This is a genomic window from Plantibacter sp. Leaf1, from assembly GCF_001421315.1.
GTDB lineage: Bacteria > Actinomycetota > Actinomycetes > Actinomycetales > Microbacteriaceae > Plantibacter.
In genome coordinates this window covers 402,039-422,394 of record NZ_LMJX01000003.1, presented here as the reverse complement: position 1 = coordinate 422,394, position 20,356 = coordinate 402,039, and the positions used below count along the sequence as shown (strand labels likewise).

The following is a 20,356-nucleotide window of genomic DNA, read 5'->3' as shown; positions in this document are numbered from 1 at the left end:
CCGCGGGGTGGGGCTCGACGGGTCCGGACGAGTGACGAGGTGACCGATGCGGGTTCGCTGGGCGGTATCGATCTGGGCGTTCTGCCTGGCCGTGCTCCTCGGCGCGGGGGCGACCGCCGCCTTGGCCGACAGCCCGGTCCAGCTCGGTTCCGCACGCATCGCCGACAGCGCCGGCATCCTCGACGGCTCCGAGCGGGCGATGGTCACCGACAGCATCGACGACCTCGCCTCCGAACATGGTGTCGACCTGTGGGTCGTGTACGTCCCGACCTTCACGGATCCGAGCGACGCCGAGGGGTGGGCGAACCAGACGGCCGAGGACAACAACCTCGGACCGAACCAGTACCTCCTGGCCATCGCGACCGAGGACCGCGCCTACTACCTCTCCGGCTACTCCAGCGGCCCGGTCAGCGGCGACCAGCTCACCGAGATCGAGCAGCGACTCATCCTGCCGCAGCTGCGCGACGAGGACTGGGCCGGCGCCGGCGCCGCAGCCGCCCAGGGGCTCGGCTCCGCGGTGGGCGGCGGGTCGACCGGGGCCGCCGGCAGTGGTGGCTCGACCGGATGGCTGACGGTCCTCCTGATCGTCGTCGTCGCCGTGGTGGCCGTCGTCCTCCTGGTCGTCTTCCTCCGTCGGCGGCGCGTCGCGGCCGGCCAGGGTCCGGCTCCGACCGGGCGGGCGGGCGCACCGGTCGATCCGCTCACGACCACCCCGATCCCCGAACTCGAGCGACTCGCCGGAAGCGCCCTCGTCCAGACCGACGACGCCGTCCGCACGAGCGAGGAGGAGCTCGGCTTCGCGACCGCCTCCTACGGCGAGCAGGCCACGGCGGCGTTCACCGCAGCCCTCGCCGGAGCGAAGGAGCAGCTCACGCAGGCGTTCGCACTCCGGCAACGGCTCGACGACGCCGAACCGGACACCGAGCAGCAGCAGCGCGACTGGAACATCGAGATCATCCGGCGCTGCGAGCACGCGAACCACGTGCTCGACGAGCAGGCCGCCTCCTTCGACGAGCTCCGCGCCCTCGAGCGGAACGCGCCGGCGGCCGTCGAAGAGCTCCGAGCGAGGACGGCAGCCGCGGAGCCAGCGGTGCAGACGGCTCGGGAGACGGTGACCGCCCTGCAGGCGAGGTACACCCCCGACGCACTCATCACGGTCCTCGACAACCCGTCGGAGGCGGCGGAGCGCCTCACCTTCGCCACGGCGGCCGTCGCCGACGCCTCGGCCAGGCTCGCCGCCGGCGATTCGGGCGAGGCGGCCGTCGGCATCCGCGCAGCGGAGGAGGCACTCGACCAGAGCACGCAACTGACCGGTGCCGTCAAGCGCCTGCAGGCGGATCTGACGGCCGCGGAACAGCAGGTGGCCGCCCGGATCGCCGAGCTCGACGGCGACGTCGCCGCCGCGGCCGGCCAGGCGGATCCGACCGGAGGCCTCGCGGCGGCCGTCGCGAGCACGTCGGCCACGGTCGCCCAGGTGCGCACCGCGCTCGGCGCCGCGAACAACCCGATCGCCCTGCTCGCCCGGCTGGACGCGGCGAACGCCCAGATCGACGGTGCCCTGCAGGGGGTCCGCACCGCCGCGGAGCAGCGGCAGCGCGCGGTCGCCGCACTCGGCCAGACGCTCCAGACCGCGCAGGCACAGGTGTCCGCCGCGGAGGACTTCGTCGTGTCGCGACGCGGCGCCGTCGGGCCGGAGGCGAGGACCCGTCTCGCCGAGGCCGGCCGCACCCTCGTGCAGGCGCAAGGCCTCGCCCCGAACGACCCGACGCAGGCGCTCTCGCTCGCCCAGCGCGCCACCTCGCTCGCCGGCCAGGCCGTGCAGCTCGCCCAGGCCGACGTCGGACAGTTCCAGAACCAGTCGGCCGGCGGCCTCGACGGGATGTTCGGCGGCGGCGGTCAGGGCGGCGGCAACGGCATGCTCGGCGCCGTCCTCGGCGGCATCCTCATCAACTCCGTCCTCGGCGGGGGCGGAGGCGGCGGTTCGCGCTCCGGCGGCGGCATGTTCGGCGGCGGTGGTGGCGGCAGCCGGTCCCGGAGTGGCGGCGGCATGTTCGGCGGCGGCGGTCGCTCACGCAGCGCCGGCAGCTTCGGCGGCGGCGGCACCCGCTCGAGGCGCGGCGGCGGCCGATTCTGACCCCGCGCCGCCGTCAGACCCCAGTGTCCGAGACGAACCCAACCGATCCAGCAGGACCAGAGAGAGGAACCACACCATGGCAGAGAAGCAGTCCATCTTCGGACGCATCGCCCAGCTGACCAAGGCCAACATCAACGCGCTGCTCGACTCCGCCGAGGACCCGCAGAAGATGCTCGACCAGATGGTCCGTGACTACACGAACTCCATCGCCGACGCCGAGAGCGCGATCGCCGAGACCATCGGCAACCTCCGTCTCCTCGAGCAGGACCACCAGCAGGACGTCGAAGCGGCCTCGGAGTGGGGCACGAAGGCGCTGGCCGCGAGCCGCAAGGCCGACGAGTACCGCCAGGCCGGCAACAGCGCCGACGCGGACAAGTTCGACAACCTCGCGAAGATCGCCCTCCAGCGTCAGATCGGCGCGGAGAACGAGGCCAAGCAGGCCGAGCCGCAGCTCGCGTCGCAGACGAAGGTCGTGGAGCAGCTCAAGAACGGCCTCAACGGCATGAAGTCGAAGCTCGAGCAGCTGAAGACGAAGCGCAGTGAGCTCGTCGCCCGCGCGAAGACCGCCGAGGCGCAGCGCAAGGTCGCGGATGCGGTCGGCAGCATCGACATCATGGACCCGACGAGCGACCTGAGCCGCTACGAGGACAAGATCCGTCGCGAGGAGGCGAAGGTGCTCGGGCAGCAGGAGCTCGCCGCCTCGAGCCTCGACGCGCAGTTCAACGACCTCGAGGACCTCGGCGAGCTGACCGAGGTCGAAGCCCGCTTGGCCGCACTGAAGAGCGGCGCTCCGTCGTCGCCCGCGATCGAGTCCTCGGGCCCCGAGTTCACGCCGAACGCCGGTCGGTAACGACGACCCGACGGGTCCCCGGGGCCGCCCGGGGCCCGTCGCCATCGCCCCACGCACCGTCGCACCACCCCCAGGAAGGCACCGCATGACGCAGTTCGTCGTCGTACCCCAGTGGCAGGGCTCCGGTTCGTCCAGGGCCATGCAGTTGATCGATGGAGCCGAAGCGATCCGCGGAGACCTGCCGGTCGCGGCGACCACCCTCGTCCATGTCCCCGCCGAGGCGGGAGAGGCCCTCGACACCGGCATCCGGCGGGCCAGTTCGCTGGCGACGACCGTCGGCCTCCAGCGGCAGGCGCTCGCGGGGATTGACGAGCCGGTCATCACCATCGGCGGGGACTGCGGCGTCGAACTCGCCTCCGTCGGCGAAGCCCTCCGGCGCGACCCCGGGATCGCGGTGGTCTGGTTCGATGCGCACGGCGACCTCAACACCCCGCTCAGCTCACCCTCCGGCGCGTTCAGCGGCATGGTGACGCGGGCGCTCACCGGAGAAGGCGCGGCGATGCTGTTGCCGGAGGCGCCGCTCGACCCCGAGCGGCTGGTCCTCGTCGGCGTGCGGGATCTCGACGACGGTGAGCTCGCGCACATCGAGGAGCGCGGCATCCCGATGGTCTCCTCGGTGATGACGAGCGCGGCCGAGGTCGTCGCGGCCGTCGAGGCGACCGGTGCCGAACGGGTCTACCTCCACGTGGACGTCGACGTCCTCGACCCCTCCGTCATCGCCGGCGTCAGCTCGGCCGTCCCGTTCGGTCTGGAACTCGGCACCCTGATGGAGTCCATCACCGCCCTGCGCGCCCGCTTCGGCTTCGCCGGTGCCGGCGTCACCGGTTTCTCGCCCGCCACCCCGGAGGCCGCGTCCGACGACCTCGGCACCATCCTCCGCATCATCGGCGCGATCAGTCGCGACCCGAATCCGAACCGCACCAACCCGACAGGAGTCACCCCATGAGCCGTACCGTCGATCTCGTCGTCATCGGAGCCGGACCCGTCGGCGAGAACGTCGCCGACTACGCCCACCGCGGCGGGCTCAGCGTGGTCGTCGTCGAGAGCGAACTGGTCGGGGGTGAGTGCTCCTACTGGGCCTGCATGCCCTCGAAGGCGCTCATCCGCTCGGGGGCGGCACTCCGAGCCGCGAAGCGCACCGGTGGGTCCATCCCCGAGGACACTGCACTCGACCCGCTCAAGGTCCTCGCACGCCGCGACTCGTTCACGAGCGACTGGTCGGACGCCGGTCAGGTCGAGTGGCTCGAGGGGGCCGGCATCGAGCTGGTCCGCGGGCACGGCCGCCTCACCGGTGAGCGCGAGGTCACCGTGACGGCAGCCGACGGCACGACGACCGTCCTCTCGGCGACCCACGCCGTCGCCGTCTGCACCGGATCCGCCGCCCTCCTCCCCGACATCGCGGGACTGGCCGAGGTGCGCCCCTGGACGAGCCGTGAGGCGACCAGCGTGCAGACCCTGCCGAGCTCCGTCGCCTTCCTCGGGGGCGGGGTCGTGGCCGTCGAACTCGCGACCGCCTATCGCTCGCTCGGCGTCGATGTGACCCTCGTCGCGCGCAGCGGTCTGCTCGGCGCCAACGAACCCTTCGCCGGGGAGCTCGTCGAATCGTCCCTCCGCGAGCTCGGCGTGACGATCGTGCACGCCTCCCCCACCGCCGTGTCGCGGGCCGACGGCGGTGCCGTGACGCTCGAGTTCGACGAGCACGACGCCGTGACCGCCGAAGAACTCGTCGTCGCCACCGGCCGGACGCCGCGGACGGACGATCTCGGACTCGAGACCGCCGGGCTCGAACCGGGCGCGTGGATCGACGTCGATGACCAGCTCCGAGTGCCGGGCAGCGACTGGCTGTACGCCGTCGGCGACGTGAACCACCGGGCGCTCCTGACACACCAGGGCAAGTACCAGGCACGTGCCGCCGGCGCGGTCATCGCCGCGCGGGCGAACGGCGAGGACGTCGACACCAGCCCGTGGAGCGACCACGCAGCGACCGCCGACCACCGCGCCGTGCCGCAGGTCGTCTTCTCCGAGCCCGAGGTCGCCGCCGTCGGGCTGACGGCCAAGCAGGCCGAGCAGGCGGGGATCGACCACCGGGTCGTCGACTACGACCTCGGTGGCATCGCAGGCTCGAGCCTCCACGCCGACGGCTACACCGGGCAGGCGAGGATGGTCGTCGACGAGGAGCGCGGCGTGATCGTGGGGATGACCTTCGTGGGCCAGGACGTGGCCGAACTCGTCCATGCGGCGACCATCGCCGTTGTGGGTGAGGTGCCGTTGCACCGGCTCTGGCACGCCGTGCCGTCCTACCCGACGATGAGCGAGATCTGGTTGCGACTCCTCGAGACCTACCGGAGCGGTGCATGACCGATCGGTCGGGGGACGCGGCGCGGAGCAGGCGGTCCGGAGGACCGTGGCTCGACTCGCCCGTGAGCCGCCTCGGGTACTGGTACGCCACGCTCACGGGCCTCGTGTGGGGCGCGATCTGGAGCACCGGTCCCGTGGAACGACGAGGCGGGATGATCGTCTTCCGCGGCATGCCCTCGTGGACTTTCGGGCGCGGCGGATCCTGCGTCGGCGGGGTGTACCTCACGGACCGGAACGTGTCGACGCGCGTCCTGGAGCACGAGGCGGTGCACAAGCGTCAGTGGCAGCGCTACGGGATGCTCTTCCCGCTCATGTACGGCATCGCAGGGCGCGACCCGTTGCGGAACCGGTTCGAGATCGAAGCCGGCCTCGAGGCCGGCGGATACCTGCCGAAACGTCGCTGAGCCACCCGTCGTCGCGGCGGAGCCGGTCAGTGCGAGGCGCGCTCCTCCGAGTGGCGACGCAGGCGTGCGTCCATGCCGGCCAGGGTCATGCGGAGGTCGTTGCGGAGACCCGTGAGGTGCTCCGTCTCGCCGCCGATCCACACGTGGTATTCGGCCGACTCGTGGCCCTCGACGTCGAGCATCTCGCTCGCCCAGGCCCGGGTGGCGCGCGCAGCCGCCTGGCCACGGGCGCAGCTCGCGCCGGTTCCCGGCTCGCCGGAACGGGCCGCGCGGACGAGCCAGGTCACGACGACGCGACCGGGTGACTGCAGGGTGGCGATGGAGGCGGCGTCGTCGACCTCGACGAACACCTGGCCACGGGCGCAGATCGGCAGGAGGGCGAGTACCTCGGACAGCTCTCCGATGGACGACTCGTCGCCCGCCAGCAGCACGTGCCGCGCGTCGGCGACGGCGAATTCCGCCGGATCCTCGAAATAGCTCACGCGATCAGTATAGGCATGCCTAAGCTCACTTCCGTCCCGTCCGAGGCGGATTCCGAGCCGGTGGAGCACATCACGATCCGATCACTCTGTGACGCCCGCCGACCACCTGGCTGGCACCCCCACACCGACCCGGGTACGCTCGCTGGAGCCCCAGCGAAGCGGCTTTTCCGGACGCGGTCCACTATCCGTCCGGCCGACGCGGGAATCCCCGCTGCCCGGAACCGGTTGTGCGTCTCAGATGCCTGCCACCCTGCATCCCCCGAAAGGACCACCATGCGTCATCGTCAGCTGCGTCGTCAGCTCCTCACCGCCGCGATCGCGGTCACCGGCGCCGCGCTCGTCCTCACCGGTTGCGCCGGCCCCGCCGCCACACCGACGCCCGACGCCGACGCCAGCCTGCGGGTCGGCCTCGTCCTCGAGCCCTCGGACCTCAACATCCGCACCACCTCGGGCGCCGCGCTCGACCAGATCCTCATCGACAACGTCTACCAGGGGCTCGTCTCGCGCACCGAGGACAACCAGATCGTCGACACGCTCGCGAAGAGCCACGAGATCAGCCCCGACGGCCTCACCTACACCTTCGTCCTGCGCGACGGCGTGACCTTCCACGACGGCGCGACGATGACCGCGGCCGACGTCGTGAACTCCATCACCCAGGTGCAGCAGGACCCGTCCTTCGTCGACAACGTGGCGCTGCAGAAGCTCGCCACGATCACCGCCGTCGACGACACGACCGTGCAGCTGCAGCTCACCTCGCCCGACTCCAACCTGCTCTGGACCCTGACCGGTCGTGCAGGACTCGTCCTCCAGTCCGGCGCCGACAACGACCTGTCGACCACCGCGAACGGCACCGGCCCGTTCACCCTGAAGACCTGGAAGCAGGGCGACAGCATCACCTTCGAGCGGTACGACGGCTATTGGGGCGACGCCCCGAAGGTCAAGGAGGTCGTCTTCAGCTACATCCCCGACGCCGCCTCCGCCGTGAACGCGACCCTCGCCGGCGAGCTCGACGTGCAGACCGCGCTCGACGCGAACCTCAAGGACCAGATCACCCGTGCCGAGGGCTTCACGGTCACCGAGGGCAAGACGACCGACAAGTACACCCTCGCCTTCAACAACCAGCGTGCACCCCTCAACGACCCCCTGGTCCGCCAGGCCCTGCGGACGGCCATCGACCACGCGGCCATCGTCGAAGCCGTCGGCGGCGCAGCGGTCGAACAGTACGGGCCGATCCCGGAGCTCGACCCCGGGTATGAGAACCTCAAGGAGCTGGTGGACTACGACCCCGATCAGGCGAAGGCGCTCCTCGCCCAGGCCGGCCAGGAGAACCTGTCCCTGACGCTCACGATCCCGAGCTTCTACGGCACCTCCGTCGCCAACGTCCTCGTCTCCGAGTTCAAGGCCATCGGCGTCACCCTCACGGTGAACAGCGTCGAGTTCCCCACCTGGCTGAACGACGTGTACACGAACAAGGACTACGACCTCAGCTACGTGAACCACGTCGAGTCGCGGGACTTCCAGAACTGGGCGAACCCGAACTACTACTTCGGCTACGACAACGCGCAGGTCCAGTCGCTCTATGCTGAATCCGTAGCGGCGACCGATCCGGCCGTCGCAGCCCAGAAGCTCAAGGAGGCGGCGTACCTCGTGTCGAAGGACAACGCCGCCGACTGGCTCTACACCGCGATCACCCTCACGGTGGTGCGCGACGGCGTGACCGGCTTCCCCGTGGACTCGGTCAACTCGCGCATCAACCTGGCGAAGGTCGCCGTGACCGGGTGACCCGGTTCCTCCTGACGAGGCTCGTGCTCCTCCTCGTCGGGCTCCTCGCCGCGAGCGCCCTGATCTTCTTCACCATCAGGGTGCTCCCCGGCGACGTCGCCCAGGTCATCGCCGGGACCGATGCGACCCCCGAGGCGGTCGCCGCGATCCGCGACCGCTTGGGACTCGGGCAGCCGGTGCTCCTCCAATACCTGGACTGGATCGGCGGGCTGCTCCGCGGCGACCTCGGGAACTCCCTCGTCACGGGCACCCCCGTCGCGAGTGAGCTCGCCGAGAAGGCGCAGGTCACGGTGCCGCTCGGCCTCATGGCCCTCGTCATCGCCCTCGCGTTCAGTGTGCCGCTCGGCGTGCTGGCGGCAGTGCGACGCACGCGCGCGACCGGCACGATCATCTCCTTCGCCTCGCAGGGACTCGCCGCCGTCCCGGTCGTCTGGGCCGGCATGATGCTCGTGCTCCTGTTCGCCGTCGTCCTCGGTTGGTTGCCCGCGCAGGGCTTCCCCCGCGCCGGGTGGGACGACCCGCTGGCGGCCATCCGTTCCCTCCTCCTCCCGGCCCTCACGATCGGCGTCGTCGAGGGCGCCGTCCTCCTGCGCTTCGTGCGTTCCGCCGCGCTCGACGCCATCGGCCAGGACTACGTCCGGACCGCGGCCGCCAAGGGGCTGACACGCTCGCAGGCGCTCGTCCGCCACGGACTGCCGAACGTCGCCCTCTCGGTCGTCACCGTGCTCGGGCTCCAGATCGCCGGCCTCATCGTCGGGAGCGTCATCATCGAACAGCTCTTCACCCTGCCGGGGATCGGCCGCATGCTCGTCGCGGACGTCGGCAACCGCGACCTCGTGAAGGTCCAGGGTGAGCTCCTCGTGCTCACGGGCGTGGTCCTCGTGATCGGGGCCGTCGTGGACGTCGTGCATCGGCTGGCCGACCCGCGACTCCGGGAACGGGAGCGGACCGCATGACCGCCCTTCAGGCCGAGCGGTCGCGTCGCGCGGGAGCGAGCGGACTCCGCGCCCTCCTGGGCAGCCCCGCCGGGGTGTTCGGGCTCGCGGTCGTCGCCCTGCTCCTCGTGAGCGCCGGCGTCTCCCTCCTCTGGACACCGCACGACCCGCAGCTCACCGACCCGTTCTCGAAATGGCTGTCCCCCTCACCCACCCATCTCCTCGGGACGGACGAGGTCGGGCGGGACATCTTCAGCCTCCTCCTCGTCGGAGCCCGCGTCACCGTGGCCGTGGCGATCGGTTCCGCCGTGGTGTCGACCGTCATCGGGGTCGCACTCGCCGCCCTCGGCTCGTTGACGCGGCGGTGGGTGCGGGAGACGGTGGCCGTCCTCATCGACATCCTCATCGCGTTCCCGACGCTGCTCATCGCCATGATGATCGCCTCCGTGTTCGGCGGCTCGCTGTGGGTCGTCGTCTGGGCCGTGGGGATCAGCTTCGGGGTGAACATCGCCCGCGTGACCCGCCCCGAGATCCGCCGCGTCTCGAACAGCGAGTATGTGCTCGCGGGGAAGGCCGCAGGACTCGGCCCGTTCCGGAACCTCACCCGCCACCTCCTCCCGAACGTCGCGCCGGTGTTCATCGTGCAGTTGTCCTGGTCGATGGCGGTCGCGGTCCTGGCCGAGGCGGGCCTCTCCTACCTCGGGTACGGTGCGCCCTCCAGCGTCCCGTCCTGGGGGCGCATGCTCAGCGAGCTGCAGACCTACCTCGCCGTGCACCCGCTGTCCGTGCTGTGGCCTGGGCTCGCCATCACGATCACCGTCCTCGGCCTCAACCTCCTGGGGGACGCCCTGCGCGACGCGACCGACCCGACCCTCGGCCCGCGCGGGCCCGCCTCGACGCCCACCTCACCGCAGGGGGTGACCGCATGAGTCTCGACGTCGAGGACCTCGTCATCACGCTCGGTGGTCGCCGCGTCGTCGACGGGGTCGGGTTCAGCGTGCCGGACGGTGCCCGCTTCGGCATCATCGGCGAGTCCGGGTCGGGGAAGTCGTTGACCGCGCTCGCGATCCTCGGCCTGCTCCCCGACGGCGCGACGGTGAGCGGCAGCGTCCGGTGGCAGGGCGAGGAACTCGTCGGCCGCGACGACCGCGAGCTCGCGAGGATCCGCGGCCGGGAGATCGGCATCGTGTTCCAGGAGCCGCGGACGGCGCTCAATCCGATCCGGACGATCGGACGGCAGATCGGTGAGCCACTCCGCATCCACGAGGGCGTGTCGAAACGGGAGGCGCTCGCCCGAGCCGTCGACCTCGCCGCACGGGTGCGGCTGCCCGAGCCCGAGCGCATCGTCCGCCGGTACCCGCATCAGCTCTCCGGCGGGCAACGGCAGCGGGTCGCAGCGGCCATCGCCCTCGCCTGCGGTCCGTCGCTGCTCATCGCGGACGAACCGACCACGGCGCTCGACGTCACGATCCAGTCGGAGATCCTCGGCCTCTTCGAGCGCCTCGTGAGCGAGACGGGTGCGTCACTCGTCTTCATCACCCACGACCTCGCCGTCCTGTCCCGGATCGCGAGCGAGGCCGTGGTGCTCGCGCAGGGGAAGGTCGTCGAGGCAGGACCCGTCGCGCGCCTGCTGTCTGCTCCGGAGTCGCCTGTGACGCAGCGACTCCTGGCGGCCGCGAAGACGATGAGCTGGAAGGGCGAGGACGATGACTGAGCCGCTGCTGCGCGCCCAGGGTGTCGGCCGGGTGTACACGAACCCGCGGGAATCCCTCTTCCAGCGCCCCAGCCGCACGGTCGCGCTCCACCCGAGCGACCTCGTCGTCGCTCCCGGGGAGGCGGTCGGGATCATCGGTGAGTCCGGGTCGGGGAAGTCGACGCTCGTCCGGCTCCTCCTCGCGCTCGACACCCCGACCTCTGGCTCGGTCGAGTTCGACGGCCGCCCGGTGAGCGCCGCGGCGAGCGCCCGCAGCCTGCACTGGTTCCGCCGGCAGACCGGTGTGGTGTTCCAGGACCCCTACGCCTCCCTCGATCCGCGGATGCGGGTGGGCCGGATCGTCGCCGAACCCCTCGAGGCGCTCGGGATCGAGGGTGACCACCGTTCCCGGGTCGGCGAGGTGCTGCGCCTGGTCGGGCTCGATGCGGACGCCGCCGACCGCTTCCCCCACGAGTTCTCGGGTGGGCAACGGCAACGCATCGCCCTCTCCCGCGCCATCGTGCACCGCCCGCGGCTGCTCGTCGGCGACGAACCGCTGAGTGCGCTCGACGTCACCGTCCGCGCGCAGATCCTCGATCTGCTCGGCGGGCTCCGCCAGGAGCTCGGCCTGGCGATCGTGCTCGTCTCGCACGACATCGGCGTGGTGCAGCATCTCTGCGACCGGGTCGTCGTCATGCGCGACGGGGCGATCGTCGAGGAGGGTCCCGTGTCACGAGTCCTCAGTCGGCCCTCGCACCCCTACACGACGCAGCTGCTCGCCTCGGTCCCCCGTCTCTGACGCCGTCCCGGGCCTGAGCCGCCATCCCTGTCCCTGAGCCCCATCCCGGTCCCTGAGCCTGTCGAAGAGCGTCAGGCGGACGGGTCGGCCAGTCGTCGGTGGCGGCGCAGGGCCGCGCGCTGGCTGGGTGACTCACCGTGGAGCACGAGGCCGACGACCCAGAGGACGACTCTCGTCGCGGTCACGACCGGCAGCGGGATCGGGCCGAGGTGCGCCTTCCGGAGCCCGAGGATCCGGCGGTACTCGGGCGGGAGCGTCGCCACCGCTCCGGCGAAGAGGATCGAGTACGCGGGGAGCAGCGAGCGGTCGAGCGGCGGCCGACGGAGGAACGCCAGGGTCTCATCCACCCGCGGTCCGCCGGTGAGTTCACCCCGGTCGAGATATCCGCGCAACTGTCTGGCCAGCTCGGCCTCGGAGCGCGGCGGGTCGACGACCCCCATCAGCTCGCCCGCGAGTGCCCAGTCGGCCACGTAGGCGTCCGCGCCACCCGGGATCGGGCCGCCCCAGGTCTGCCGCACGCTCAGGAACGCGTCGGTGAACGCCAGGTGGACCCACCGCAGGAGGTACGGGTCGTTGGCCGCGTACGGGCGCGTCGCCCCGTGGGCGTCCAGGTACTCGCCGACGACGCGTTCGTGGAGCTTCAGCACGTAGTCGCTCGTCCGCCTGGCCGTGCCGCGGTCGCCGTAGGTGACGGTGAAGATCCAGCGGATGGTCCCGTCGAGCCGCCCGAGCGGATCCTCCCGGTAGCGGGACCAGTCGTGCACCCCGGCCAGGGCTCCCGGGTGGGCCGCCTGCAGGAGCAGGGCCCGGAGGCCGGCAACCATGGTCTCGACGCCACCATGGACGACCCAGGCGGCGGAGCCCGGCGTGAAGTGCCCGGTGTCGGTGCCGTCCTCGAGGTCGAGCGTCCACTGCGGTGGGCGATCCTGCTCCACCGCGAAGACCGCGAGGATCCGCGAGCGGAGCCCGGCGAGCAGTCGGGTGCGTATCCGCGAGACCGGTCGTCGCCCCGTGCCGGTGTCCACCACCCGATCGTCCTCCACTCGCTGTCACCACGAGCCTATGTCGGGATGCCGCCGCCCCCACCCGTAGGAGGCTCGATCACGGAACGGGCTTGCGCGCTTCGATCAGGGTCCGTGAGGAGTGTGCGACGAACGGACCGTCCTGCAGGGACCGGTGCAGTTCCTGCAGCCGGTCGAGGTACCGAGCGGAGGTGAACCCCGGCACCATCCAGATCACCTTGCGCAGGAACCAGACGATCGCCCCGATGTCGTGGAACTCGATGCGCAGGCGTTCCGTCCGCAGCTCGACGATCTCGAGACCCGCCGCTCGGGCTCCTGCGGCCTCGTCGTCAGGGTGCCGACCGCGACGCACGGCCTCGGGCTGCGGGCCGAGGAAGGCCTCGACGAGCTCGAACACGCTCGCCGGTCCGACGTGCTGGGCGAGGTAGCTTCCACCCGGCGCGATCACCCGCGCCACGTCGGTCCAGTCCACGGCGACGGGGTGCCGGCTCGACACGAGCGCGAACGAGTCGTCGGCGAACGGCAGTGGAGCGCCCTCCTCCGTGCGCACGACGACGACGCCGCGCGGGTGCAGGCGGGCGGCGGCGCGGGCGAGGTTCGGTGGCCAGGACTCGGTGGCGGCGGCGAGCGGCGGCAGCACCGGCGCCGTGTCGAGCACCTCTCCCCCGCCGGTCTCGAGGTCGAGCGAGGACGGGACACCCGCCAAGCGGCGGCCGAGCAGCTCGGCGAACCGCCACGACGGACGCTCCTCCGTGGCTCGACCGTCGAGCCAGGCGAAGTCCCACCCGTCGACCGAGGCGGCATCAGCCTCGGCGACGAGCTCGTCGAACGAACGCGACATAGTCTGCTCCACACTCCGCGTGGTGGTCGAGGCACTCACCCGACGGCTTCGAACCGGCTCGGATCGAGCCGCTCGACGTCGAACCGCGGGACCGCGTCGAGCAGCTCCCGAGTGTACGCGTGCTGCGGTCGATCGAGCACGGCGGAGGCCGGCCCCGACTCGACGACGCGTCCCTCCGAGAGCACCGTCACCTCGTCGGCGATCTGCCGGATGAGGCCGAGATCGTGCGAGATGAACAGGTAGCTGAGCGCGTGCTCGTCGCGGAGGTCGAGGAGCAGGTCGACGATCTGTGCCTGCACCGAGACGTCGAGGGCGGAGGTCGGTTCGTCCAGGACGAGCACCGAGGGCGCGAGGATGAGCGTTCGCGCGAGCGCGACCCGCTGGCGCTGACCGCCCGAGACCTCCCGGGCACGACGGCCCAGGACGCTCGCCGGCAGGCCGACCTGATCGAGGATCGACGCGACGCGACGCCGTCGTTCCACCGCACTCCGCACCCCGTGGATGCGCAGCGGCTCCTCGATGATCTGCCCCACGGTGTACCGCGGGTCGACCGCGGAGAGCGGGTTCTGGGCGACCAACTGGAGGTCCCGGGCGAAGGGGTTCGCGACGGCGTGCTCCCTCGGCAGCTCCCGGCCAGCCACCCGTACCGAGCCGTCGTCGAAGGACGTGAGCCCGGCGACGATGCGGGCGAGGGTCGACTTGCCCGACCCCGACTCACCGACGAGGGCGTGGATCGATCGCGGTCGGAGGACGAGCGAGGCACCGTCGAGCGCGGGCGGCGTCCGCGGATCGCGTCCGAACCGCTTCGACACGTGCGACACCTCGACCACCGCGGCTGTCGTGCCCGTGTCGCCGCGCTGCTCCGCCTGCACCTGCTCGGCCGCAGCGCGGATGCGTTCCCGGTAGCGCAGCGGCGAGGACGCAGGCGAGTCCGAGAGCAGCCGGATCGTGTACGGGTCCCGCGGCGTGAGCAACACCTGCTCGGCAGGGCCCGACTCCCGGACGTTCCCGTCCTGCAGGACGACGATCGCATCGCTGCGCTCCTGGGCGAGGGCCAGGTCGTGGGTGATGAAGAGGATGCCGAGCCCGAGCTCCTCGCGGAGGCCGTCGAGGAGGTCGAGGATGCGCCGCTGGACGGTCACGTCGAGCGCGGACGTCGGTTCGTCGGCGATGAGCAGCCTCGGCCTCGCGGCGATGGCGATCGCGATGAGCACCCGCTGCAGCTGCCCGCCGGAGAGCTCGTGCGGGTACGCGCGCACCCGGCTCGCGGCTTGGCGGATGCCCACGTGCTCCAGGAGTTCGATCACGCGCGCCGGGACCTCCGAGCGCGGGGTGTCGCCCGTCACCTGGACCGCCTGGGCGATCTGCACGCCGATGCGCTGCAGCGGATCGAGCGACGACAGCGGGTCCTGCGGGATGAACCCGAGCGTCGAGCCCCGCAGCGGCCGCCACTGCTTCCGCGAGAAGTCGGCGACCTCATGCCCGGCGACCGAGATCCGACCGGCGGTGACCGAACCGTTCGCCGGGAGGAGCCCCGCGACCGCCCGGGCGATCGTGCTCTTCCCGGAACCGGACTGCCCCACGAGTGACACCGTCTCACCGCGCCCGACCTGGAAGGACACCTCGCGGACGGTGTCGGCAGAGAGCCTCGAGCCACGGCTCCGGTACCCGACGGCGAGCCCGTCGACGAGCAACGGGACCGAGGCCGCGCCGACGAGGTGGAAGGTGCTGAGCTGCTGGGCTGCCTGGTTCATGCGGTGGTCCTCTCGCGGGTGAGCTGGCTGAGACGGCTGATGGCGAGCACGGTGACGGCGATCACGAGGCCCGGGACGACGACCAGCCACGGCGACGACACGACGTACTGTCGACCCTCGGAGACGAGCAGTCCCCACTCCGGGTCGGGCGGCGGCGCCCCGTACCCGAGGAAGCTGAGCGAGGAGATCCAGATGATCGCGAGGCCGAACTGGAGGGCCGTGAGCGAGAGGACGGCCGAGTAGGAGTTGGGGAAGACGTGCTTCACGAGGACGTAGGCCCGCGACCCGCCGAGGTGGTGACTCGCCTCGACGAACGGCAGGTCCTTCACCGTCAGCACCTCGGAGCGCATGATGCGGGTGAAGGCCGCGATCGAGGAGATCCCCACGGCGACGGCGGCGTTGAGGGTGCCGAAGCCGAGCGCGACGACGACCACCATCGCGAGGAGCAGCCCGGGGATCGAGAGCAGCACGTCGACGATGCGGCTGATGACGGCGTCCACGACACCGCCGAACGACGCGGCGACGAGACCGAGGACCGTGCCGGCGCCGAGACCGATGAGGACGGCGACCGCCGAGCCGAGCAGGGTCCGTCCGGTGCCGTGGATCACCCGGGACAGCAGGTCCCGACCGAGCGAGTCGGTCCCGAACCAGTGCGCGAACGATGGTGCGGCGAGCGCGTTCGCATCGTCGGGTTCGAGCGGGTCGTACGGCGCGAGGAGGCCCGGTGCGACGACGGAGACGAGGACGAGACCGACGACGACGATCGCCAGGACGTCGGCGACGCCGAGGCGGGCGCGGAGTCGCCGGAACGCGTTCGGTTCGCGGTCGGCCGCGGTGACGTCGCGGTCCGGTTGGAGTCGGAGGCTCATGCGTCCACGCTCGCTTTCGTCGGGGTACCACCGGGGGCTGCCGTCGCCGAGGCCACCGCTGTGGTGACATCCGGCCTGGCGAGGCGGGAGCGTCGGGACCGCCCGTGCCCGGGCCGGACGATGCGCGGGTCGAGGATCGGGTAGACGAGGTCGGTCACGAGGTTGATCCCGACGTAGATGGAGGAGATGAGGATGACGACGGCCAGGATCACCGGGGTGTCCTGATCGCGCACGCTCTCGAAGGTGATGAAACCGAGCCCGGTCCGGGTGAAGACGGCTTCCACGACGACGGCCCCGGCCAACAGTTCACCGACGACGAGGGCGAGCATCGTGATCGACGGGATCGCCCCGTTCTTCAGGACGTGGCCGAGCGCGATCCGGACCTCGCTCGTCCCTATCGCGCGGAGCACGGTGACGAAGGGTTCGTCCGCGGCCTTCCGGAGCCCCTGGATCAGCACCTGCGTCAACGGACCGTTGACGGCGAGCGCCAGGGTCAGCGCGGGCAGCAGGTAGGAGACGAAGCCCTGATCGCGCACCGACGACACCCAGCCGAGCTGGAAGGAGAAGATCGCGAGGAGCACGAAGCCGATGAGGAAGCTCGGTGCGGAGATCGAGGCGATGGGCGCCGAGGCGGCGATGCTCCTGATCGTCCTGACGGGGGCGTAGACGGCGGTGAGTGCGGTCGCGAGCGACAGCAGGATCGTCAACACGAATGCGACGCCCGCGAGCACGATCGTGTCCGAGAAGCCCTGCGCGACGAGGTCCGACACGGCACGGCCGCTGACGAGCGAGTAGCCGAGGTCCCCGTGGAGGAGCCGGCCGACCGTCAGCGTGAACTGTTCGATCGGCGACAGGTCGAAGTGGTAGTACGCCCGCAACGCTTCGCCGGCAGCCGGGGGCAGTGGATTGAGCGGGCTCGTCAGCTTGTTCTCGATGGGGTCGCCGGGCAGGACGAAGAGGGTGAAGAAGACGAGCGTGTAGACGAGGGCGATCACGAGCAGCGCTTGGGCGACGCGCCTGACGAGGTACTCGCGGTACTGCCGGCGTCGCGTGTCCGTCGCGCTGACGTTCGGATGCTGCTTGGACATAGGGGCCTCCTCTCGGAAGGGACGGGATCTGAACCGGGAGGGCCGTCCGGTCGACGGCCCTCCCGAACGCTCAGTCCTCGATCGAGGTGTTGTAGAACTCCGGCAGGGCGCCGTCGGTGAGGGAGAAGCCCTGCACCCGCTGCTGGGTGACGAACACCTGGCTGTCGTTGAGGATCGGGACGACGTAGGCCTGGTCGATCAGGTGGTCCTGGATCTGTCCGAGGATCGCCGCACGGGTGTCGTCGTCCGTCGCGGCGTTCTGCGCGTCGAGCAGCGACTGCAGGGTCGTGTCGGAGCCGGCGAGACCGAGGAGGTCGGAGCCGTCCTTGCCGTAGTACTCGCTGAGGCCCTTCGACGGGTCGGGGTGCGGCCAGCCGACCCGGAGCGCCCCGACCTCCGGGTCCGCGAACGCGGTCGCCCAGTAGGTGGAGTAGTCGAGCTCGTTGAGCGACAGCTCGATCCCGACGTCCTTGAACTGGTTCTGGATCTGCTGGAAGAGGCTCTTCGCGGTGTTGTCGTACACGTCGATGTAGGTCTTCACCGTGAGCCGCTCGCCACCCTTCGTGCGGTAGCCGTCCGCGTCGCGCTCGGTCCAGCCGGCACCGTCGAGGAGGCTGTTCGCCGCATCCGGGTCGTAGGCGAACTTCGCCGATTCGTCGACGTAACCGAAGGTGCCGGGCGACAGGACCGAGGTCGCAGGCGTCCAGCTGTCGGTGTACTGCGTCTCGATGATCTGGTCACGGTCGATCGCGTGCAGGAGCGCTTTCCGGACGTCGACGTCGTCGAGGAACGGCGCCTGACTGCGGAGGAACCACTGGTTGCTGAGCCCGACACCCGTCTTGGACACGATGTCGTAGCCGGCGTCGACGAGCCCCTGTTCCTCGCTCGGCTGGACGTAGCGGATGACGTCCGCCTCGCCGGACTTCAGGGTGCCGAGCCGGACGCTGTCCTCCTGCACGGGGATGACCGTGACCGAGGCGAGGTGCGCCTCGCCCTGGTTCGGCGAGGACGGCGGGGCCCAGGCGTAGCCGTCCCGACGGTCGAGCACGATCTCCTTGCCGTAGGTCTCGGACGCGACGACGAATGGGCCGGAGCCGATGAGGTTCACGAACTTCGACTGCTCCTCCTTGCTGGCGTCGATCGTGGCGTCGGCGACGAGCCCGGATCCCCACCCGGTGAGCACGTTGAGGAAGGGTGCGTACGGGGCGGCGAGGACGACGGTGACGGTGCTGCTCGCGTCATCGGGCGTCGCGACGAGGCCGGACGGGAACTGCGCGTTCGGCGTCGTCCCCTTCGCCTCGTCGCCCGCCGACTGCCAGTTGAGGTTCTTCGCGACGCTCGTGGCGTCGACGTCGGTACCGTCGCTGTAGGTGACGCCGTCACGGATCACGAAGGTGTACGTGAGACCGTCGGGGCTGACGGTCCAGGAGTCCGCGATCCACGGTTCGAGTTCACCGGTCTCGGCGTTGCGGTAGAGCAGGCGGTCGGTCACGTTCTGCTGCAGCGCACGGGTCTGCCAGGTGCCCGCCTCCTGCACCTGCGCCGAGGTGGGGATCTCCGCGTCGAGGTAGGTGAGGCTGCCACCGTCCGCGTCGGATGAGGCCGATGCCGCCGAGCAGCCGGTCAGCGCGATGCTCACGGCGACGAGGGCTGCGGCGGCGAGTCGTGCTCGCCGTCTGGTGGTTGGGGTCATGACGGGTGCTCCTGGAGGTCGGGGTGGTCCGGTGCTGTGCCGGTGTGGTTGCCCATCCTGGTCGGCACGCCGGGCCACCCCGCCGCTCTGTTACGACAGGTTTCCCGCGGGTTCCCTCGATGACGCCGTGTGTCCCTCGGAGGTTGTGGCCCCGTGCCCGCCGAGGTTCCGCCCGCCGCGGTAGCGGGCGGCCGGGTGGTCGGCCGGGAGCCGGGCGGCTCCCCCGGTCAGGCGCTCTCTGAGCGTCTCCCCCGGCAGATAGCTGTCGCGCAGCCGTCCCCGGCGACGGAGCTCCGGCACGACGAGCTCGACGAAATCGGTGAGCGTGTCGAGGCTGTGGTACTGGCGCAGGTTGATGCCGTCGATGCCGACATCGTCGAGCCATCGCTCGATCTCGTCCGCGACGACCTCCGGGGTGCCGACGGCGAAGAAGTCCCGTTCGAGATCGCTGCCGGCTCGCGCGATGAACTCGCCGACGGTGCCGGCCGTCACCTGCGGCGGCAGGGCGTCGGCCGGGACCCCCTCCGCGGCGAGCGCCTCGGCGACCGTCCGGTCCTCCGGGTGCGCCAGCGGGTCGAAGGGCAGGCTCGCGTGCACGAACCGGCCGACGAGGCTCGTGTGTTCCCGGTACTGTGCCGCCTTCGCCTCGGCCTCCTCCTGCGTGGCCGCGACGATCACGGCCGCCTGGACCACGATCTTCAGGGCGGCACCGTCGCGGCCGTTGTCGGCCGCCGCCGCACGGAACCGCTCGAGGAGCGGCCCCGCACCGCCCGGTCCGCGCACGCCGGTGAACACCGCTTCGGCATGCCGCCCGGCGAACGCGATCCCGGCCGGCGAGGCGGTCGCGGTGTACAGCAGCGGTGTCCGTTGCGCGCTCGGCTCGGACAGGTGTGGTCCGGCGACCTGGAAGTAGCGCCCGACGTGGTCGATGTACCGGACCTTGTCGGGGTCGGAGTAGACCCCGGCCTCGCGGTCGCGGACGACGGCGTCGTCGTCCCACGAGCCCTCCCACAGCTTGTAGAGGACGTCCAGGTACTCCTCGGCGATCGCGAAGCGCTCGTCGTGCGGGATCTCCTCGGCCAGGCCGAAGTTCCGTGCGGCGTTCGGCAGGTACGAGGTGACGATGTTCCAGGCGACGCGGCCGTTCGTCAGGTGGTCGAGGGTGCTCATGCGACGGGCGAAGGCGAACGGTGGTTCGTAACTCGTCGAGAAGGTGATCCCGAACCCGAGGTGCTCGGTCACGGCGGCCATCGCCGGCACGATGAGCAGCGGGTCGTTGTTCGGGATCTGCAGGCCCTCACGCAGGGCGTCCGCCGGTCCGCCGCGGAAGACGTCGTACGTCCCGACCACGTCGGCGATGAACACGGCGTCGAAGCCGCCGGCCTCCGCCGTGCGGGCGAGCTCGGTCCAGTAGCGGATGTCGGTGTACTGCTCGCGCCGATTGCCCGGCAGCCGCCAGAGGCCGTGGGTGATGTGGCTCACGCAGTTCATCTCGAACAGGTTGAGGATGAGGCGTTTGGGACTGGACTGGACGGCGATGACGGGCTCCTCTGCTGGAGCGGTCCGATCGATCCGTTCCGAACGGGCCGCCTCAGCACCCTAGGCGCGAGGGGCCGTGTCGGGCGGGGCGACCGCGTCACATCCCGTCATAC

At 71.1% G+C, this 20,356-nt stretch carries 18 protein-coding genes; 10 read left to right on the top strand and 8 right to left on the bottom strand.

Annotated elements, in window-relative coordinates; all coding sequences use genetic code 11:
- Positions 1 to 46: 46 nt before the first annotated feature.
- The 5 genes from ASE44_RS15805 (at position 47) to ASE44_RS15785 (ending at position 5,746) form a co-directional block, all read left to right on the top strand.
- Complete coding sequence (locus tag ASE44_RS15805; RefSeq protein WP_056781769.1) at positions 47 to 2,134, top strand: TPM domain-containing protein; 2,088 nt, start codon at positions 47 to 49, stop codon at positions 2,132 to 2,134.
- A 76-nt stretch (positions 2,135 to 2,210) separates the two neighbouring features.
- Complete coding sequence (locus ASE44_RS15800) at positions 2,211 to 2,984, top strand: PspA/IM30 family protein (RefSeq protein ID WP_056012508.1); 774 nt, start codon at positions 2,211 to 2,213, stop codon at positions 2,982 to 2,984.
- An 85-nt stretch (positions 2,985 to 3,069) separates the two neighbouring features.
- A complete protein-coding gene (locus tag ASE44_RS15795) occupies positions 3,070 to 3,930 on the top strand; it encodes an arginase family protein (RefSeq protein WP_056012511.1) in 861 nt (286 codons plus the stop codon).
- Positions 3,927 to 5,342 (top strand): NAD(P)/FAD-dependent oxidoreductase, encoded by a 1,416-nt coding sequence (locus ASE44_RS15790; RefSeq protein ID WP_056012514.1) that lies wholly within the window; start codon positions 3,927 to 3,929, stop codon positions 5,340 to 5,342. The genes ASE44_RS15795 and ASE44_RS15790 overlap by 4 nt, the downstream gene beginning before the upstream one ends.
- Positions 5,339 to 5,746 carry a hypothetical protein gene (locus ASE44_RS15785; protein WP_056781768.1) on the top strand — a complete coding sequence of 136 codons (408 nt, stop codon included), beginning with the start codon at positions 5,339 to 5,341 and terminating at the stop codon, positions 5,744 to 5,746. Before ASE44_RS15790 ends, ASE44_RS15785 begins: the two co-directional genes overlap by 4 nt.
- A gap of 26 nt (positions 5,747 to 5,772) precedes the next feature.
- Here the strand turns inward: ASE44_RS15785 and ASE44_RS15780 are convergent, their stop codons facing one another.
- Positions 5,773 to 6,228, bottom strand: a complete 456-nt coding sequence (locus tag ASE44_RS15780) for an SIP domain-containing protein (RefSeq protein WP_056012519.1) — start codon at positions 6,226 to 6,228, stop codon at positions 5,773 to 5,775.
- Between the two features lie 273 nt (positions 6,229 to 6,501).
- On the opposite strand from ASE44_RS15780, the gene ASE44_RS15775 reads away from it, so the two are divergent.
- From ASE44_RS15775 to ASE44_RS15755, 5 genes are read left to right on the top strand one after another with little or no spacing between them, the layout of a single operon-like run.
- Positions 6,502 to 8,010 (top strand): ABC transporter substrate-binding protein, encoded by a 1,509-nt coding sequence (locus ASE44_RS15775; protein WP_056781766.1) that lies wholly within the window; start codon positions 6,502 to 6,504, stop codon positions 8,008 to 8,010.
- Positions 8,007 to 8,966 carry an ABC transporter permease gene (locus ASE44_RS15770; protein ID WP_056781764.1) on the top strand — a complete coding sequence of 320 codons (960 nt, stop codon included), beginning with the start codon at positions 8,007 to 8,009 and terminating at the stop codon, positions 8,964 to 8,966. Before ASE44_RS15775 ends, ASE44_RS15770 begins: the two co-directional genes overlap by 4 nt.
- The gene (locus tag ASE44_RS15765; RefSeq protein ID WP_056781762.1) at positions 8,963 to 9,874 is read left to right on the top strand and encodes an ABC transporter permease; all 912 of its coding nucleotides are present in this window, start codon (positions 8,963 to 8,965) and stop codon (positions 9,872 to 9,874) included. Before ASE44_RS15770 ends, ASE44_RS15765 begins: the two co-directional genes overlap by 4 nt.
- Complete coding sequence (locus ASE44_RS15760) at positions 9,871 to 10,659, top strand: ABC transporter ATP-binding protein (RefSeq protein WP_056781760.1); 789 nt, start codon at positions 9,871 to 9,873, stop codon at positions 10,657 to 10,659. The genes ASE44_RS15765 and ASE44_RS15760 overlap by 4 nt, the downstream gene beginning before the upstream one ends.
- Positions 10,652 to 11,437 (top strand): ABC transporter ATP-binding protein, encoded by a 786-nt coding sequence (locus tag ASE44_RS15755; protein ID WP_082456150.1) that lies wholly within the window; start codon positions 10,652 to 10,654, stop codon positions 11,435 to 11,437. The genes ASE44_RS15760 and ASE44_RS15755 overlap by 8 nt, the downstream gene beginning before the upstream one ends.
- Positions 11,438 to 11,508: 71 nt before the next feature.
- On the opposite strand, the gene ASE44_RS15750 is transcribed toward ASE44_RS15755, so the two are convergent.
- From ASE44_RS15750 to ASE44_RS15720, 7 genes are all read right to left on the bottom strand, one after another.
- Positions 11,509 to 12,462, bottom strand: a complete 954-nt coding sequence (locus ASE44_RS15750; protein ID WP_235522664.1) for an oxygenase MpaB family protein — start codon at positions 12,460 to 12,462, stop codon at positions 11,509 to 11,511.
- A 76-nt stretch (positions 12,463 to 12,538) separates the two neighbouring features.
- Entirely contained in the window at positions 12,539 to 13,300 is a 762-nt protein-coding gene (locus tag ASE44_RS15745) for a hypothetical protein (RefSeq protein WP_056781759.1), read from the bottom strand.
- Positions 13,301 to 13,335: 35 nt separating this feature from the next.
- On the bottom strand, positions 13,336 to 15,054 hold the full coding sequence (locus ASE44_RS15740; RefSeq protein WP_056781757.1) for an ABC transporter ATP-binding protein: 1,719 nt from the start codon (positions 15,052 to 15,054) through the stop codon (positions 13,336 to 13,338).
- Positions 15,051 to 15,923 (bottom strand): ABC transporter permease, encoded by an 873-nt coding sequence (locus tag ASE44_RS15735; RefSeq protein ID WP_056781753.1) that lies wholly within the window; start codon positions 15,921 to 15,923, stop codon positions 15,051 to 15,053. Before ASE44_RS15735 ends, ASE44_RS15740 begins: the two co-directional genes overlap by 4 nt.
- Positions 15,920 to 17,011, bottom strand: coding sequence for an ABC transporter permease (locus tag ASE44_RS15730; protein WP_082456149.1), 1,092 nt, complete (start codon positions 17,009 to 17,011; stop codon positions 15,920 to 15,922). Before ASE44_RS15730 ends, ASE44_RS15735 begins: the two co-directional genes overlap by 4 nt.
- A 70-nt stretch (positions 17,012 to 17,081) precedes the next feature.
- Positions 17,082 to 18,704: an ABC transporter substrate-binding protein gene (locus tag ASE44_RS15725; RefSeq protein WP_056781751.1), complete on the bottom strand. Its 1,623-nt coding sequence runs from the start codon at positions 18,702 to 18,704 to the stop codon at positions 17,082 to 17,084.
- Between the two features lie 90 nt (positions 18,705 to 18,794).
- Entirely contained in the window at positions 18,795 to 20,195 is a 1,401-nt protein-coding gene (locus ASE44_RS15720; RefSeq protein WP_082456148.1) for an NtaA/DmoA family FMN-dependent monooxygenase, read from the bottom strand.
- Positions 20,196 to 20,356 lie beyond the last annotated feature (161 nt).

Excerpts from the sequence above, each read along its gene's own strand:
- ASE44_RS15805 (WP_056781769.1), top strand. The coding sequence starts at position 47 with ATGCGGGTTCGCTGGGCGGTATCGATCTGGGCGTTCTGCCTGGCCGTG.
- ASE44_RS15800 (WP_056012508.1), top strand. The coding sequence starts at position 2,211 with ATGGCAGAGAAGCAGTCCATCTTCGGACGCATCGCCCAGCTGACCAAG.
- ASE44_RS15795 (WP_056012511.1), top strand. The coding sequence starts at position 3,070 with ATGACGCAGTTCGTCGTCGTACCCCAGTGGCAGGGCTCCGGTTCGTCC.
- ASE44_RS15790 (WP_056012514.1), top strand. The coding sequence starts at position 3,927 with ATGAGCCGTACCGTCGATCTCGTCGTCATCGGAGCCGGACCCGTCGGC.
- ASE44_RS15785 (WP_056781768.1), top strand. The coding sequence starts at position 5,339 with ATGACCGATCGGTCGGGGGACGCGGCGCGGAGCAGGCGGTCCGGAGGA.
- ASE44_RS15775 (WP_056781766.1), top strand. The coding sequence starts at position 6,502 with ATGCGTCATCGTCAGCTGCGTCGTCAGCTCCTCACCGCCGCGATCGCG.
- ASE44_RS15765 (WP_056781762.1), top strand. The coding sequence starts at position 8,963 with ATGACCGCCCTTCAGGCCGAGCGGTCGCGTCGCGCGGGAGCGAGCGGA.
- ASE44_RS15760 (WP_056781760.1), top strand. The coding sequence starts at position 9,871 with ATGAGTCTCGACGTCGAGGACCTCGTCATCACGCTCGGTGGTCGCCGC.
- ASE44_RS15755 (WP_082456150.1), top strand. The coding sequence starts at position 10,652 with ATGACTGAGCCGCTGCTGCGCGCCCAGGGTGTCGGCCGGGTGTACACG.
- ASE44_RS15745 (WP_056781759.1), bottom strand. The coding sequence starts at position 13,300 with ATGTCGCGTTCGTTCGACGAGCTCGTCGCCGAGGCTGATGCCGCCTCG.
- ASE44_RS15740 (WP_056781757.1), bottom strand. The coding sequence starts at position 15,054 with ATGAACCAGGCAGCCCAGCAGCTCAGCACCTTCCACCTCGTCGGCGCG.
- ASE44_RS15735 (WP_056781753.1), bottom strand. The coding sequence starts at position 15,923 with ATGAGCCTCCGACTCCAACCGGACCGCGACGTCACCGCGGCCGACCGC.
- ASE44_RS15730 (WP_082456149.1), bottom strand. The coding sequence starts at position 17,011 with ATGTCCAAGCAGCATCCGAACGTCAGCGCGACGGACACGCGACGCCGG.
- ASE44_RS15725 (WP_056781751.1), bottom strand. The coding sequence starts at position 18,704 with ATGACCCCAACCACCAGACGGCGAGCACGACTCGCCGCCGCAGCCCTC.
- ASE44_RS15720 (WP_082456148.1), bottom strand. The coding sequence starts at position 20,195 with ATGAACTGCGTGAGCCACATCACCCACGGCCTCTGGCGGCTGCCGGGC.